Origin of the sequence: Streptomyces sparsogenes subsp. cuspidosporus (genome assembly GCF_039532705.1) — a bacterium.
In the GTDB taxonomy this organism is placed as follows: Bacteria; Actinomycetota; Actinomycetes; order Streptomycetales; family Streptomycetaceae; genus Streptomyces; species Streptomyces sparsogenes.
In genome coordinates, this window is sequence record NZ_BAAASD010000015.1 from 44656 (window position 1) to 59801 (window position 15146).

Annotated in this window: 12 protein-coding genes; 6 read left to right on the forward strand and 6 right to left on the reverse strand. The window is 74.5% G+C overall.

Features of this window, described 5'->3' with window-relative positions:
• Positions 1-2: 2 nt before the first annotated feature.
• Positions 3-1058: an O-antigen ligase family protein gene (locus ABFY07_RS19440; protein WP_346175700.1), complete on the reverse strand. Its 1056-nt coding sequence runs from the start codon at positions 1056-1058 to the stop codon at positions 3-5.
• A gap of 246 nt (positions 1059-1304) precedes the next feature.
• On the opposite strand from ABFY07_RS19440, the gene ABFY07_RS19445 reads away from it, so the two are divergent.
• The 3 genes from ABFY07_RS19445 to ABFY07_RS19455 all read left to right on the forward strand — a co-directional run bounded on the left by ABFY07_RS19445 (position 1305) and on the right by ABFY07_RS19455 (position 4757).
• Positions 1305-1784, forward strand: coding sequence for an NUDIX hydrolase (locus tag ABFY07_RS19445; protein ID WP_346175701.1), 480 nt, complete (start codon positions 1305-1307; stop codon positions 1782-1784).
• A gap of 55 nt (positions 1785-1839) precedes the next feature.
• The gene (locus ABFY07_RS19450; protein ID WP_346175702.1) at positions 1840-2649 is read left to right on the forward strand and encodes a 3-hydroxybutyrate dehydrogenase; all 810 of its coding nucleotides are present in this window, start codon (positions 1840-1842) and stop codon (positions 2647-2649) included.
• Between the two features lie 104 nt (positions 2650-2753).
• The gene (locus tag ABFY07_RS19455) at positions 2754-4757 is read left to right on the forward strand and encodes a helix-turn-helix domain-containing protein (RefSeq protein ID WP_346175703.1); all 2004 of its coding nucleotides are present in this window, start codon (positions 2754-2756) and stop codon (positions 4755-4757) included.
• 98 nt (positions 4758-4855) lie between these two features.
• Here ABFY07_RS19455 and ABFY07_RS19460 read toward each other — a convergent pair whose 3' ends face one another.
• Positions 4856-6271 carry an MFS transporter gene (locus ABFY07_RS19460; RefSeq protein ID WP_346175704.1) on the reverse strand — a complete coding sequence of 472 codons (1416 nt, stop codon included), beginning with the start codon at positions 6269-6271 and terminating at the stop codon, positions 4856-4858.
• Positions 6272-6496: 225 nt separating this feature from the next.
• Between ABFY07_RS19460 and ABFY07_RS19465 the strand changes: the two genes are divergently transcribed.
• Both ABFY07_RS19465 and ABFY07_RS19470 read left to right on the forward strand, forming a co-directional pair.
• Entirely contained in the window at positions 6497-7519 is a 1023-nt protein-coding gene (locus ABFY07_RS19465; protein ID WP_346175705.1) for a helix-turn-helix transcriptional regulator, read from the forward strand.
• Positions 7520-7624: 105 nt separating this feature from the next.
• Complete coding sequence (locus ABFY07_RS19470) at positions 7625-7999, forward strand: nuclear transport factor 2 family protein (protein WP_346175706.1); 375 nt, start codon at positions 7625-7627, stop codon at positions 7997-7999.
• Positions 8000-8040: 41 nt separating this feature from the next.
• Here the strand turns inward: ABFY07_RS19470 and ABFY07_RS19475 are convergent, their stop codons facing one another.
• The 4 genes from ABFY07_RS19475 to dhaK form a co-directional block, all read right to left on the reverse strand.
• Positions 8041-10605, reverse strand: a complete 2565-nt coding sequence (locus ABFY07_RS19475) for a polysaccharide lyase family 8 super-sandwich domain-containing protein (protein WP_346175707.1) — start codon at positions 10603-10605, stop codon at positions 8041-8043.
• 131 nt (positions 10606-10736) lie between these two features.
• Entirely contained in the window at positions 10737-11180 is a 444-nt protein-coding gene (locus ABFY07_RS19480; RefSeq protein WP_425428877.1) for a PTS-dependent dihydroxyacetone kinase phosphotransferase subunit DhaM, read from the reverse strand.
• The gene (gene dhaL / locus ABFY07_RS19485; protein ID WP_346175797.1) at positions 11177-11782 is read right to left on the reverse strand and encodes a dihydroxyacetone kinase subunit DhaL; all 606 of its coding nucleotides are present in this window, start codon (positions 11780-11782) and stop codon (positions 11177-11179) included. Before dhaL ends, ABFY07_RS19480 begins: the two co-directional genes overlap by 4 nt.
• A 110-nt stretch (positions 11783-11892) precedes the next feature.
• Positions 11893-12885, reverse strand: a complete 993-nt coding sequence (dhaK, locus tag ABFY07_RS19490) for a dihydroxyacetone kinase subunit DhaK (protein ID WP_346175708.1) — start codon at positions 12883-12885, stop codon at positions 11893-11895.
• A gap of 141 nt (positions 12886-13026) precedes the next feature.
• Between dhaK and ABFY07_RS19495 the strand changes: the two genes are divergently transcribed.
• The gene (locus ABFY07_RS19495) at positions 13027-15126 is read left to right on the forward strand and encodes a pyridoxamine 5'-phosphate oxidase family protein (RefSeq protein ID WP_346175709.1); all 2100 of its coding nucleotides are present in this window, start codon (positions 13027-13029) and stop codon (positions 15124-15126) included.
• Positions 15127-15146 lie beyond the last annotated feature (20 nt).

Below are 15146 nucleotides of genomic sequence, written 5' to 3' on the forward strand. Positions count from 1 at the left end.
TGTCAGTGGGCCGCCGGGATCGGGCCCAGGGCCGGGGGTTCGCCCGCGAGAGGGCCCGGGACCGCCTCCGGCAGCCGCGCCGTGGCCAGCCCCGCGATCAGGCCGGCCCCGGCGGTCACCTCGGGGAAGCTGAGCGCGTCGCCGAGGACCGACTCCACGGCGAGCGCCGTCAGGGCGGCGGCCGCCGTCAGCACAGCCGGGGCAGGGCGTGGGGAGCGCCACAACGCGTACAGCAGCCAGCCGAAGGCCGCGCCCAGCAGGGCCGGCCCCGGCAGGCCCTGACCGGCGGCCTGTTGCAGCGGGGCCGACCGCGGTGTGTCGCCCACGGCGGCCGACTCCTGGACGGTCGGGCTCAGCTCGCCGAACCGGTCGGGCCCGGCTCCGCGCAGCGGGTCCTGTTCGGCGATCCGGGCGGCGTCGTGCCACAGCCCCACCCGGTGGTCGCCCAGCCGGTCGCGCACGGGGGCCGAGAGCCCGCCGGGGAGGGCGTCCACGGCCACGGCCCAGCAGCCGGCGACGGCCACCGCCGCGACCAGTGCCATCGCGGCGAGTCCCGGCAGCCGGTGGCGGGCCCGGGCCGCGGCGAGCGAGCACAGCAACACCAGGGCACCGGCCACGCACCCCGCGGTGGATCCGGCCGCCATCGCCATCGCCGTGATCGTCACGGCCAGCAGGCGCAGGGCCAGTCGGACGACGGGCGACCGGGCGGCCCAGGCGGCGCCGCAGGCCGCCCCGACGGCGAGCGTGAACTGCGCCGCGTGGGCCCCGCCCGGGCCGCCCGCGCCGCCGGGACCGCCCGGGACCGTGCAGGCCAGGCCGAGGCCGGCGAGCGCGGCGGCCGTGGCGGACGCGACCGGCAGCAGCGATCCGGCGATCCTGCCGCACGCGTAGCCGGCGGCCACGGCCAGCACGGCGAGCAGCACGCCCTCGGGCCGGGCGGTGCGGCCCGCGGCGCAGACCAGGGCCCAGACGGCGCAGCAGCCGAGGATCGCGGCGCCCGCGATGTCGGGCGCGCTGTGGTGTTCCCGTACGACAGGCTGTGCCGCTGAAGACGCCATCCCGTTCGACCCCCCGAGTCGTGACGGGCACCGCGTGCCGGGCCGGCCGTCGACGGGGCCCGGGAGGCCCGCGGAGCGGCCGGAGGCCGCATGCGGGCCAGGACGGATACGGTAGCGACCGGGACCGGATATGTGTATATGTTGCGCAGAAACGATGCGGCAGATGTGTGGCGGCTGTGCGGGGGGCATGCGGCTGTGAAGGAAAGGGTGTTCTGGGCCGCTTGCCCGGCCCGATAGCCTCGGCGCATGGCCATTCCCGACTTCATCCGAGAGCTGCGGGCCACCGCGGGTCATCAACTGCTCTTTCTCCCCGGCACCAGCGCCGTCGTCCTCGACGACGAGGGCAGGGTGCTGCTCGGGCGCCGGGCCGACACCGGCCGCTGGGCGCTCGTCTGCGGCATCCCCGAGCCCGGCGAGCAGCCCGCGGCGGCGGTGGTGCGCGAGGTGTACGAGGAGACGGCGGTGCGCTGTGTGCCCGAGCGCATCCTGCTCGTCCAGAGCATGGAGCCGGTCACCTACCCAAACCAGGACGTGTGCCAGTTCGTGGACATCTGCTTCCGCTGCCGCGTGGTGGGCGGCGAGGCGCGGGTCAACGACGACGAGTCGCTGGACGTGGGCTGGTTCTCGCTCGACGCGCTCCCGGAGTTGGACGAGTTCGCGCTGACGCGGATCAAACTGGCGCTCGCCGAGGGCCCGACATGGTTCGACCCCACCCTTCCGGAGTGAAGTGTGTGCCGCCCACACATCGGTCGGGCCCCCGCCGGCGCCTAGCCTGCCCCTCATGAGCGCGTCCACCACACCGGGCCCCGCCGCCGGGGCCGCCCCCGCCCTCAGCGGCCGTACCGCACTCGTCACCGGGGCCGCCGGCGGCATCGGCCGGGCCTGCACGCTGCGGCTGGCCGCCGCCGGGGCCACGGTCCTGGCGTCCGACCAGGACGCGGAGGGGCTCGCCGCGCTGGCGGCCCGGGCCGAGAAGGAGCCGGGGCTGCCCGGGCGGGTGGAGCCGCGGGTGCTCGACCTGACCGACCTCGACGCCGCCGAGCGGGCCGCCGCGGGCATCGACATCCTGGTCAACAACGCCGGGCTGCAACTCGTCCGTCCCATCGAGGAGTTCCCGCCCGAGGTGTTCTCGCGGGTCCTGACGGTGATGCTGGAGGCACCCTTCCGGCTGGTGCGCGGCGCGCTGCCGCACATGTACGCCCAGGGCTGGGGCCGGATCGTCAACATCTCCTCCGTGCACGGACTGCGCGCCTCGGCCTACAAGGCGGCGTACGTCACCGCCAAGCACGGGCTGGAAGGGCTCTCCAAGGTCGTGGCCCTGGAGGGCGCCGCCCACGGGGTCACCTCCAACTGCGTCAACCCCGCCTATGTGCGCACCCCACTGGTGGAGCGGCAGATCGCCGACCAGGCCGCCGCCCACGGCATCTCCCCGGAGCGGGTCGTCTCCGAGATCATGCTGGCCGACTCCGCGGTCAAGCGGCTCATCGAGCCCGAGGAGGTCGCCGAGGCCGTCGCCTACCTCTGTGGCCCGGACGCCTCCTTCATCACCGGCGCCTCGCTCGCCATGGACGGCGGATGGACCGCTCACTGAGCGGACGGCTCCCCGGGCGCCCGCTCGCGCACCCGGCCCAGCGGGCACCGGGGCCGCGCCCGGCGACTGGCGAGGTCGAGCCCGGCGAGGGTATCCCTGTGACCATGCCCGATGATCAGCCGGAGACCCCGTACCTGGAACTGCTCGCCCGCGGCGCGCCCGCCGAGGCGTACGAGCGTCCGGTGCTGCGCGCCCGCGCCGAGGGGGCGTCGGCCGCCCGGCTCGCCGCCCTGGAGCGCGCCAAGCTGCTGGCCCTGCGCGTACGCGGCGAGCTGGAGGGGCGCCGGCGCCGCGAGGCCGAGCTGTCCGCGCTCTTCGAGACCGCCCACGACCTGGCGGGGCTGCGCGACCTGGACGCGGTGCTGCAGGCCATCGTGCAGCGCGCCCGCTCGCTGCTCGGCACCGAGGTGGCGTATCTGACCCTCAACGACCCCCAGGCCGGGGACACCTACATGCGGGTCACCGACGGATCGGTGTCGGCCCGCTTCCAGCAGCTGCGGCTCGGCATGGGGGAGGGCCTCGGCGGGCTGGTCGCCCAGACCGCGCGCCCGTACGTGACCGAGAGCTACTTCGACGACGAGCGGTTCCAGCACACCCGGACCATCGACTCCGGCGTCAAGGACGAGGGCCTCGCGGCCATCCTCGGCGTTCCCCTGATGCTGGGCAGCGGCGTCATCGGCGTGCTGTTCGCCGCCGACCGCCGCCCCCGGGTCTTCGAGCGCGAACAGGTCGCCCTGCTCGGCTCCTTCGCCGCCCACGCCGCCGTCGCCATCGACACGGCCAACCTGCTGGCCGAGACCCGCTCGGCGCTCGCCGAGCTGGAAGCCGCCAACGAGATCATCCGCGACCGCAGCGAGGTCATCGAACGCGCCTCGGAGGTGCACGACCGGCTGACCGAACTGGTGCTGCGCGGCGGCGGGGTGCACGACGTGGCGGCCGCCGTGGCCGAGGTGCTCAGCGGGACGGTGGAGTTCACCGAGGCTCACACGGCGCCCGCGGCGGCCGTGGACCGCTCCCGGGCCGGCGGCCACGCGGTACGCCACGGCGAGGACTGGATCGCCGCCGTCTCCGCGGGCGGCGAGCTGCTCGGCGCCCTCGTGCTGCGCGGCCACCCCCGCCTCGACCCGGTGGACCAGCGCACCCTGGAGCGGGCCGCCATGGTGACCTCGCTGCTGCTGCTGGCCCGGCGCTCGGCGGACGAGGCCGAACAGCGCGTACGGGGCGAGCTGCTGGACGACCTGCTGGACGCCCCCGACCGCGAGCCGCGCCTGCTGCGCGAGCGGGCCGCCCGGCTGCGGGCGGACCTGGACGCCCCCCACGTGGTGCTCGACGCCGGGATCGACCCGCGCGGCGCGGCTTCCGGCGGGGCGCCCGGCCCGGCCGCCGGGCCGCCGCCGGAGGAGACGGACGAGCCCGACCGGACGGGCCGCGCGCACCGGGCGGAGGGGGCGGACGAGGCGGCCGGCCGGCAGCGCCTGTGGGCCGCCGCCTCCCATCTGGCGGCCACCCGCCACGGCCTGGCCGCCGCCCGCGACGGCGGCACCGTCCTGCTGCTGCCCCTGGCCGACGGCGAGGGGGCCGACTCCCTCGCCCGCCGGACCGCCTGCCAGCTCGGCACCGCCGTGCGGGCGGCGGTCACCGTCGGCGCCTCCGCGCCGGTGTCCGCGCCCGCCGCCCGCCCCGGCGAGGTGGCCTCGGCGTACGCGGAGGCGCGGCGCTGTCTGGAGGCGCTGCGGGTGCTGGGCCGCGGCGGCCAGGGCGCCGCGGCCGAGGACTTCGGCTTCCTCGGCCTGCTGCTGGGCGGCGCCCGCGACGGCGCGGGGGACGCCGCCCGGGTGGAGGGGTTCATAGCGCGCACCATCGGCGCGGTGGTCGACTACGACGCACGGCGCGGTACGGATCTGGTGCGCACCCTCGACGCGTACTTCGCGAGCGGCATGAGCCCGGCCCGCACCAAGGACGAACTGCACGTCCACGTCAACACGGTGGCGCAGCGGCTGGAGCGGGTGGGGCGGCTGCTCGGCCCCGACTGGCAGTCGCCGTCCCGCGCCCTGGAGGTGCAGCTGGCGCTGCGGCTGCACCGGCTGGCGTCGGCGATCGCCCGCTAGAAGGCGCTGGAAGGGCACGAGGAGAGGGGTCGGCAGAAGGATGAGATGACAGGGGCCGGGTGGATCTCCCACCCGGCCCCTCCCTCGCGCCGCTGGGCCTAGACCGACCGGGGGGCCGTGCCCGGCTCGCTCGCGTTCTGCGGGGTCGCCTCGGGCAGCGGAGCCGATGACGGGTCGATCCCGGCCAGGTCCCGGTCCCGGGTCTCCTTGGCGGCGCCGACCGCCACCAGGGTGAGCAGCGCCGCCGCGATGACGTACAGCGCGATCGGCGCCGAGCTGTCGTAGTCGGCCAGCAGCGCGGTGGCGATCAGCGGGGCGGGGGCGCCGGCCGCGACCGACGCGAACTGGGCGCCGATCGAGGCGCCCGAGTAGCGCATGCGGGTCGCGAACATCTCCGAGAAGAAGGCCGCCTGCGGGGCGTACATCGCGCCGTGGAAGACCAGTCCGACCGTGACCGCCAGCACCAGCGCGCCGAAGTCCCGGGTGTCGATGAGGGCGAAGAAGGGGAAGGCCCACGCGCCCACGCCGGCGGCGCCCAGCAGATACACCGGGCGCCGTCCGATACGGTCCGACAGCGCGCCCCAGGCGGGGATGACGGCGAAGTGCACGGCGGAGGCGATCAGCACCGCGTTGAGCGCGGTCTGCTTGCCCAGGCCCACATGGTCGGAGGTCGCGTACACCAGGACGAAGGCCGTGATCACGTAGTAGCTGATGTTCTCCGCCATCCGGGCGCCCATCGCGACCAGCACATCCCGCCAATGGTGGCGCAGCACGGCCACCAACGGCAGCTTCTCCGCCAGGTCGGCCGACGACGCGGCCTCCGCCTTGCGGGCCTCGGCCCGCGCCAGGGCGTCCTTGAAGACCGGTGACTCGTCGACGGACAGCCGGATCCACAGGCCGATCAGCACCAGCAGACCCGAGAGCAGGAACGGCACCCGCCAGCCCCAGGACTGGAAGGCGTCGTCGGACAGCCAGGCGGTCAGCGCCGACAGCACGCCGGTGGCCAGCAGCTGGCCGGCCGGGGCGCCGGTCTGCGGCCACGAGGCCCAGAAGCCGCGCCGCCGCGCGTCCCCGTGCTCCGACACCAGCAACACCGCCCCGCCCCACTCGCCGCCGAGCGCGAAGCCCTGCACCAGGCGCAGCAGGGTCAGCAGTACGGGCGCCGCCGAGCCGACCGTGGCATGGGTCGGCAGCAGCCCGATCGCGCAGGTCGCGCCGCCCATCAGCAGCAGGCTGAGCACCAGCAGCTTCTTGCGGCCCAGCCGGTCGCCGTAGTGCCCGAACACCAGGGCGCCGATGGGTCGCGCGGCGAAGCCGACCGCGTACGTCAGGAAGGACAGCAGCGTGCCGACCAGCGGATCGGAGTCCGGGAAGAAGAGCTTGTTGAAGACCAGCGCGGCGGCCGATCCGTACAGGAAGAAGTCGTACCACTCGATGGTGGTCCCGATGAGGCTCGCGGCGACGATGCGCGGGAGATTGGCCGGGGGTGCTGGAGCGGTGGTTCCGGATGCCATGTGCGCCACTTCCTCGTGGACCGGTGGGGACGGGTAGGTGTCGGCACACCGTAGAAACACGCAGGTCAGGAGCCCATGTGGCGGGACACCACAGTTCGGGGCCCGGGTGTGCGCGCGGCCCCCATGCACGTGCCCCGGCCAGCGGCCGGCCGGGGCGGGGCCGGCGGACCGGGGGCGTCCGGCGGCCGGGCGTTGGCCGGGCGGCGGTGCGCGATCCTTGATCGTATGAAGTCGGACCGGTTGCTCTCCATCCTGTTGTTGCTCCAGACCCATGGGCAGGTGCCCGCGAGCGAGCTGGCGCAGCGCCTGGAGGTGTCGGTACGGACGATCTTCCGGGATGTGGAGGCGCTGTCGGCGGCCGGGGTGCCGGTGTACGCGGAGCGGGGGCGCAACGGCGGGATCAGGCTGTTGCCGGGATACCGCACGGATGTGTCCGGCCTGACCGCCGACGAGGCTCGGGCGCTGTTCGTCCTGGTCACCGAGCAGGCGCATGCGGATCTGGGGCTGGGGCGGGCGATCGGTTCGGCGCTGCGCAAGGTGATGGCCGCGGTGCCCGCGCCGTTCCGCGGGGACGCCGACCTGGCCAGCCGGCGGATCCTGATCGATCCGGTGCGCTGGCGCGGCACCCCGCGTCCTTCGGCCGTGGACCTCGGGGTGCTCCAGGCGGCGGTGTTCAACGACCGGCGGCTGCGGCTGCGCTATCGGCACGGCCGGGACCGCCAGGTGCGCTCGTACACGCTCGATCCGTACGGGCTGGTGAGCAAGGCCGGGGCCTGGTACCTGGTGGCGGACCACCGGGGGCGGCCGATGATGTTCCGCTCGGACCGGATGCTGTCGGCGTCGGTGGTCGAGGAGCCGGTGCGCCGCCGGGGCGCGGTGGAGCTGGCGGACGTGTGGGAGGTGCTGCGGGAGGGCATCGACCGGATTCCGGCTTCGGTGCGGGTGGTCGTGCGGGTGCGGCGGTCGGCGCTGGCCCGGTTCCTGCGCTACCACGAGGCGAATCTCGCCGTCCCCGCGCCCGCGCTCGAGGAGGCCGTGGCGCCGGAGGAGGCCGAAGCGGGGGCGGGGGACGAAGGGGCGCCGGTGGAGCTGGAGTTGGGCTTCCCCGCGCTGCGTGCGGCCGAACAACTGCTGGCCTTCGGACCGGCGGTGGAGGTGGTGGAGCCCGCGGAACTGCGGGAGGCCCTGGTGCGCCGGGCCCGGGAGACCATCTCCCTCTACGCCCCGCCCGATGACGCCGCCCGATGAGAATTAATACATGACGCCAGGTGTCATGTATCGCTGTTCATGATGGGGCACGAACCAGCCGGGCCGTGATTCCGGCGGCCCGGATTCCCGAAAGGAAGACTCCCCATGACTGCCACCAGCGGCTCCGCCCAGAAGATCGCCGACGAGTTCCTCCGCGCCTGGCTCGGCCGCGACGTCGAGAAGGCTCTGGGCTTCCTGGCCGACGACATCGTGTGCGAGGCCCCGAGCGGCCGCTTCGAGGGGCTGGACCGCTACCGCCGGTTCCTGGAGCCGTTCGCGTCCAGCCTCATCAGCGGCAGCGTCATCGACGTGCTGGGTGACGACAGCCACGCGGCGACCGTCTACACCACCGAGACGCCCTTCGCGAAGGACTTCCGGGGCATGGACTACATCACCGTCGAGGACGGCAGGATCAGCCATGTGATCAGCGTCTTCGACCTCTCGCCGGCGATCAGGGCCCGGGGCAACCCCCAGCAGTGACGGCTCGCGAGGTGTCCGGACGGCGGGGCGCCCGCTCCGGGTCAGCGCCCGCGCAGCGTCGCCGTGAAGCTGCGGCCGTAGGCGTGGCGGGTGGTGACGCGCAGCCGGGTGCCGCCGGGGACGCGGTCGACGCGCACGGCCTCGTCCGCCGTCTCGGCGCGCAGGGCGCGGCCCCGGATCACGACCGAGACCGTGTCGCGCTCGGTCGTCGGGTCGGACACCGCGAGGGACACGGCGCCGCCCGGCGTCTCGCGGAGGATCACCGAGGCGGGGCCGTCGATCCACAGGGGGCCGGCGCGATGGGTGCCGGGGGCGAAGGTGTTCACGGCGGTGAGGCCGAGCCCCCGGTGCCGCACCGCCTGGACCCGCGCGGTGTTGGCCAGGACGGACACCGGCCCGTGGGCGTACGTCGTCAGCTGCCGCTCGGAGGCGTGGGGGACGAGGGCGTAGGCCATCGAATCGGGCGGCGCGCCGGCCGGTTGCTCGACGGACACGGAGAAGACCTGTCTGGTCACCGGGGTGTCGGGGTTGGACAGGCGGACGGCGCGGCGGCTGCGGGTGACCGTGTCGAGCGCGACGGTGGGCCGCCGTCCGGCCAGGAACACATAGCCGACCGCGGTGCCCTGGGTCGCGTCGTCGTAGCGCAGCCAGGCCAGCGGGGCGGTCCCGGTGCCGGACCACGGGGTGCCGTCGCGCAGCCGCCCGGTGAGGGCGATGGCGTTCGAGGGCGGGGCGACGCGGCTGTCGACGGTCGTCGTCACCGCGCGTCCCGCCGGGTCGCCCACCCCCGCCGCGAGCACGACGATCTCGTCGTCGAGCATGAACCAGGACTTGGTGGCGCGGGCGTTGCGGTAGGCGACGAAGTCGTCCGGCAGGGCGCCGGCCCGCTTGGCGGCGTACGCGGCGTCGTCGGCCTGCACCAGCCCGGCCGTGCCGTACGCGCCGAGGCGGGCGCCGCCGGAGAGTCCGCCCGCACCGCGGGGGAAGTAGACGTAGGTGTTCTGCGACTCGGAGGAGGAGGTGAAGCCGCGCTCCGGGTTGTCGTACCACAGGCCGCCGTACAGCTCGGGGACCGTGCGGCGGGTCTCCACGGGGGCGGTGACTCCGGCGAGGCGGTAGGGCGGGACGGTGGCGAAGTAGTCGACGCCGTAGGCCTGGGTCTGGTCCTGGCCGGAGAGATAGAGGTAGTGCGCGCCGTCGCCCTGGAACCACGGCATCAGGTTCTCGCCGTTCATGTACTCGTACTTGCTGATCCTCGGCGAGCTGCGGGCCAGGGCGAAGGCGAAGCCGGGGCGCCGGTGGACGGTCTTGTCCATCGCGTTGAACGCGACGTGCCGCTCCGGCGGATTGAGGTCCTCGGCCGGGATCCGGGTGTCGGCGAGGATGTCGGCGTAGCGGGCCACGCTCAGGGGGGAGACGAAGCGCGCCGGGTCGGGGGCGGCCCTGGAGGTCTCTCGTACGAACTTGACGTAGCCCTGGAGAGCGGTGGCGTCGGCCTCGGCCATGTGTGCGGAGAGGTCGACGACGGCCTCGACCAGCTCCGCGACATCGGCGTAGCCCGTGGTGGTCCGGGACACCCCGCGGCCCTTGACGATCTCCATCATCCACCCCTCGAAGACGAGCGGGGCGAAGCCGCGCACCACCCAGTCCCGCGCGGTGCCGACGAGGTCCCCGCCTTGCGGGTAGGCCGTGCCCTGAAGGAGCTTGACGGTCTGGACGACGCGGGTGAGCAGGCCCTTGCCGTAGGAGCCGGTGTACGCCACGGAGGCGTGCTGGATGAACGAGCCGTCGGCGTAGAAGCCGTCGGTGACGTGGTGCCGTGGCTGGTACGGGTCGATGGTGGCGAGGACGGTCAGCTGGTCGGCGACGGCCTTGCCGATGCGGGCCTCGTCACCCAGTACGGCGCCCTGGAGGACGCGGTTGGTCGTGATGTCGGCGAGGTTGGCGCCGGTGTGGAAGCGGGAGTCGAGGTCGACGTCGCCGTCCTTGCCGTTGCGGAGGTAGGCGTCCATCGAGGCGACGCAGGTGGCGGTCAGGTCGGGGCGGTACGCGGCGAGTTCGTCCTTCAGCAGCACCAGGGTGCGGGTCAGGTGGGTGGAGATGCCGATCTCCCAGTTGAACCAGTTGCCGTAGTAGCCCTTCTCCTGGTCGCCGTAGTAGTCGTCGTGGAGCCGCACCAGGCCGTCGATGACCCGTCGCCGCACGGCCGTGTCGTCGCCCGGGCCCGGGGCCGCGCCACCGGGGGCGCGGGTGGCGAGGGCGATCTCGTAGAGGTACTGGAAGGACGTCGTCAGGTTCGCGTCGCTGGTGCCGAGGGGGACGCCGCTGAACAACTCACCCGGCCCGGCGCTGTCCAGGGCGGCCAGCCGGGTGCGGGCGGTCCGGCCGATGGCCGTGAGCTTGGCGGCGACCTCGGGCCGGGCGTTGGACTCGGCGGTGCCGGCCAGGACCGCCACGGCGTTGTCGATCACCGTCGCGTGGTCCGCCGCGGTCCCGGGGGCCACCGCGTCCCGCCGGCCCGCGGCCCGGGCCCGCCACGGCCCGGCCACCGCCGACAGGGACGCCGCCGGGACGATCGACAACAGGGCACGACGCGACATCTGCACGGGACGCTCCAGGGGGTCGGCCGGAAAGCGCTCGGCGCATTCAACCAACCCGGAGGTGCGCTGTCACTAGCCCGGACGCGCGTGGCCGGCACCGGCGTCTTCCCCATCCCGGGGGCGCTCCGCCGCAGGGGTCAGACCTTGCGGTAGTCGTACGCCTCCTCGGCGGCCCGCGCGACCGCGTCCACGTCCGCCCCGGCCGAGGCGGCGACGACCGCCGCCACCGCGCCCTCCACCAGGGGCGCGTCCACCAGCCGGGAGCCCTCGGGCAGCTCGTCGCCCTCGGCGAGCAGCGCCTTCACGGTCAGCACGGCGCTGCCCAGGTCGACGAGGACCGCGACCCCCGCGCCCCGGTCGACCGCGTGGGCGGCCTCGGCGACCAGCTCGGGGCTGGTGCCGAGCCCGCCGTCCGGGGTGCCGCCGGCGGGGAGGACCGGAGCGGTGGCGCCGCCGCCGGCCAGTCCGGTGGCCAGTCGCGCCACGGACTCGGCGACCGCGGCGCTGTGCGACACCAGAACCACGCCGACCAGCTTCTCCTCGCCCGCGTCACGCGGCGCGTCGTCGCTCACGGGACTCACGCCGCCACCTCCGCCAGGGCCGCGAACAGCAGGGCCGACGAGGTGGCGCCGGGGTCCTGATGGCCGATGCTGCGTTCGCCCAGATAGCTGGCCCGGCCCTTGCGGGCGAGCATCGGCACGGTCGCCAGCGCGCCCTTGTCCGCGGCCTCGCTCGCCGCGGCGAAGGACCCGCCGTCCGCGGCCAGCGCGTCCACCGCGGGGACGAGCGCGTCCAGCATGGTCTTGTCACCGGGCGCCGCCCCGCCGAGCTGGGCCACCGCGTCCACCCCGGTCCGCAGCGCCTCGGCCAGCTGCCGGACGGTGATCCGCTCGTCGTCGCCGAGCGCCTTGCCGGCCCGCCGCAGCAGCGTGCCGTACAGCGGGCCGGAGGCGCCGCCGACCTTGGAGATCAGCTGACGCCCGGCCAGGACGAGCGCGGCCCCGGGCGTGCCCGGCGGCTCCTTCTCCAGGGCCGCGGTCACGGCCGCGAAACCGCGCTGCATGTTGCTGCCGTGGTCGGCGTCGCCGATGGCCGAGTCCAACTCGGTCAGTCTGGTGGCCTCGCGGCTCACCGCCGCGGCCGCCGCGGTGAGCCAGCGGTGGAAGAAGGCGGTGTCGAACACCGGCTCGCCGGCGGATTCCCTGCTGGACGCGGACGTGGACACAGACGCCTCCTCAAATCGAACGGCCACCACGGGGACAGCGTGCGCGGCGGTGGTGGGGCGGGCCCCGGTCAACAGCCCCAGCGCAGTCCGGCGGTCCGGACCGGCGCGTCCCACAGCCGCAGCAGTTCCTCGTCGACCCGGCACAGGGTCACCGAAGCGCCCGCCATGTCGAGCGAGGTGACGTAGTTGCCGACGAGCGTACGTGCCACCGCGACCCGGCGCTCGCCGAGCACCCGGTGGACCTCGGCGGCGAAGCCGTACAGCTCCAGCAGTGGTGTCGCGCCCATGCCGTTGACGAGCACCAGGACCGGGTCGTCGGTCCGCAGGTCCTCCAGCACCGCTTCCACCGCGAAGTCGGCGATCTCGCGGGAGGTCATCATGGACCGCCGCTCGCGCCCGGGCTCGCCGTGGATGCCCACGCCCAACTCCAGCTCCCCGGCCGGGAGGTCGAAGGTCGGGCCGCCCTTGGCGGGGGTGGTGCACGCGCTCAGCGCGACGCCGAAGCTCCGCGACGACTCGTTGACCCGCCGGGCGAGCGCCGCCACCCGGTCGAGCGGGGCGCCCTCCTCGGCCGCCGCGCCCGCGATCTTCTCCACGAACAGGGTGGCCCCGGTACCGCGCCGCCCGGCCGTGTAGAGGCTGTCGGTCACCGCCACGTCATCGTTGACCAGGACCTTGGCGACCTGGACGCCCTCGTCCTCGGCGAGTTCGGCCGCCATGTCGAAGTTGAGGACGTCTCCGGTGTAGTTCTTGACGATGAACAGGACCCCCTCGCCGCTGTCCACGGCGGCCGCGGCCCGCGCCATCTGATCGGGCACGGGGGAGGTGAAGACCTCCCCGGGGCAGGCCGCGTCCAGCATCCCGGGGCCGACAAACCCCCCGTGCAGCGGCTCGTGACCGGATCCGCCGCCCGAGACCAGCCCCACCTTTCCGGCGACCGGGGCATCCCGGCGGACGATCACCCGGTTCTCGACGTCCACCGTCAAGTCGGGATGCGCGGCGGCCAGTCCGCGCAGGGCATCGGCGACCACGGTCTCGGCGACGTTGATCAGCATCTTCATATGCGTGTCCGTTCTCCGCCGGGTGGAGCTGTATGCGGGATGAAAATCCTACGGATCCGCTGCGCTCCTGGCACCCCTTGCGTATTGAGCCGGATGGATCAATGCGGAGAAAAAGGTATAAAAGCGTCATATGGTTCGCGCATGGAGAATACTGCCGCACCGGCGGCCGCGACCTCGCGCCCGCGCCCGCAACCCTTCGAGCCGGCGCGCCCCCGCCGCCACGCGCCCTGGCTCGGACTGGTGGCCGCCGGCTACGCCCTCGTCCAGCTCCTCGTGGTCATCCCGCACACCGCGCACGCGCTGGGCTGGGACGAGTCGGTGTACGTCTCCCAGGTCGACCCGCGCAACCCGGCCGCGTACTTCAGCGCCCCCCGCTCCCGCGGCATCAGCATGCTGGTCGCCCCGGTGGTCGCGGTGACCTCCTCCGTCACGGTGCTGCGGGTACTCCTCGCGGTGCTGTCCGCCGCCGCCCTGTACGCCGCCTTCCGGGTGTGGCGCCGGATGCTCGGCCCCGGCACGGTCGCCCTGGCCGCACTCCTGTTCGCCGGACTGTGGATCACCCAGATCAGCGGACCGTCGGTGATGCCGAACCTGTGGGTGGCGATCGGCGCGGTGGCCGCTCTCGGCTGGTTCCTGCGCGCGTCCGCCGAGCGCAACGCCCGCTGGTGGCTGGCCGCCGTCATCGCGGGCGTCACCCTCGTGCGCACCCCCGACGGCGGCTGGCTGGCCCTGCCGCTGCTGGGCGCGGCCGTCGCCGTCCGGGCCTGGCGGCCCGCCCTGCCCGCGCTGCTCGGCGGGCTCGTGCTGGGCGCCGCGCAATGGGTGGGCGAGGCGTACGCCCGCTTCGGCGGCGTCCTGGACCGGCTGCGGGTCTCCAGCGACGTCGAGGGCGGCATGGGGCTGCACTTCAACGTCGGGGCCGCGCTGCGCAGCCTGAACGGGCCGCAGCTGTGCCGACCGTGCGAGGTGCCGCTGCGCCACCCGGAGCTGACCGTGTGGTGGCTGGCCCTGCCGCTGCTGACCGCCGCCGCGATCGTCGTCGCCGTACGGGACCGCCGCGACCGCCGGGACCGCGTGGCCCGCCCCGGCGCCCCGCACCACGGTCACCCGCTGGCGCTGACCGTCCTGCCCACCGTCTGCGCCGCCTCGCTCGCCGTCCCGTATCTGCTGCTGATCGGCTACTTCGCCCCGCGCTTCCTGATGCCCTCCTACGCCCTCCTCGCGCTGCCCGTCGCCGAGCTGGTGCTGCGCACCGTCAAGGCCGCGCGCTCCCCGCAGCCCGTGGCGGTCGCGCTGGGCGTGGTCATCACCCTCCAGCTGGCCTCCCAGCACGTCGTGCTCGGCCACTTGGCGGCCCAGTCGGAGAAGGTCAACGGGGACTACCGGACGGCCGCGGAGGGCTTGCGCCGACTGGGGCTGCGGCCGCCGTGCCTGGTCGTCGGCGACCGCGCGCTGCCCATCGCGTACCACGCGGGCTGCGCCTCCGCCCAGACCAGCGGGAACAACCGGTCCATCACACCGGCGGCGCTCGTGCTGCGCTCCGCCCGGGAGCCCACCGCCCTGCTCACCCACCGCTCCCGGCCGCGCCCGCCGGCCTACGCCCAGACCTGGGTCGCCTTCCGGCTGCCCGGCACCGGCTGGACCGCCCATCTGCCCCCGGATCAGGCCCGCGAGCTGCAATCCAGACAGAAGGTGTCCGGTAATCCAGGGAGCATGGGCCCCATGACGACTGCGACGACGACCAGTTGGGCCGGTTTCGAGGCGGCGGAGCCCGAGTTCTCCGCCGTGGTGCGGGAGCGGTTCCAGCGCTATCCGCACCATGTCCTGGCCACCGTGCGCCGGGACGGCAGCCCGCGCGTGACCGGCCTGGAAGCGGACTTCCGGTTCGGGGAGCTGTGGCTCGGCATGATGCCGGACTCCCGCAAGGCCCTGGACCTGCGGCGCGACCCGCGCTTCGCGATGCACGCCAACCCCGGCCCCGACTCCGGGATGGACGGCGGCGACGTGCGGGTCAGCGGGCGCGCGGTGGAGGTGACCGACCGGGAGACGCTCGCCCGCTACGCCGAGGCGGTCCACCCGCCGGAGCCCTTCCACCTCTTCCGCGTCGAGCTGACCGAGGTGGTGCGCACCGCGGTGGAGGGCGAGGAACTGGTGCTGCAGACCTGGCGCCCGGGCGATGTCGTGCGGACCACCCGGCGGGGCTCGGACGACACCGCGTGGCGTGCGGAGAGCGGGAGTTGAGCCCTCGCCGCCCGAGATCA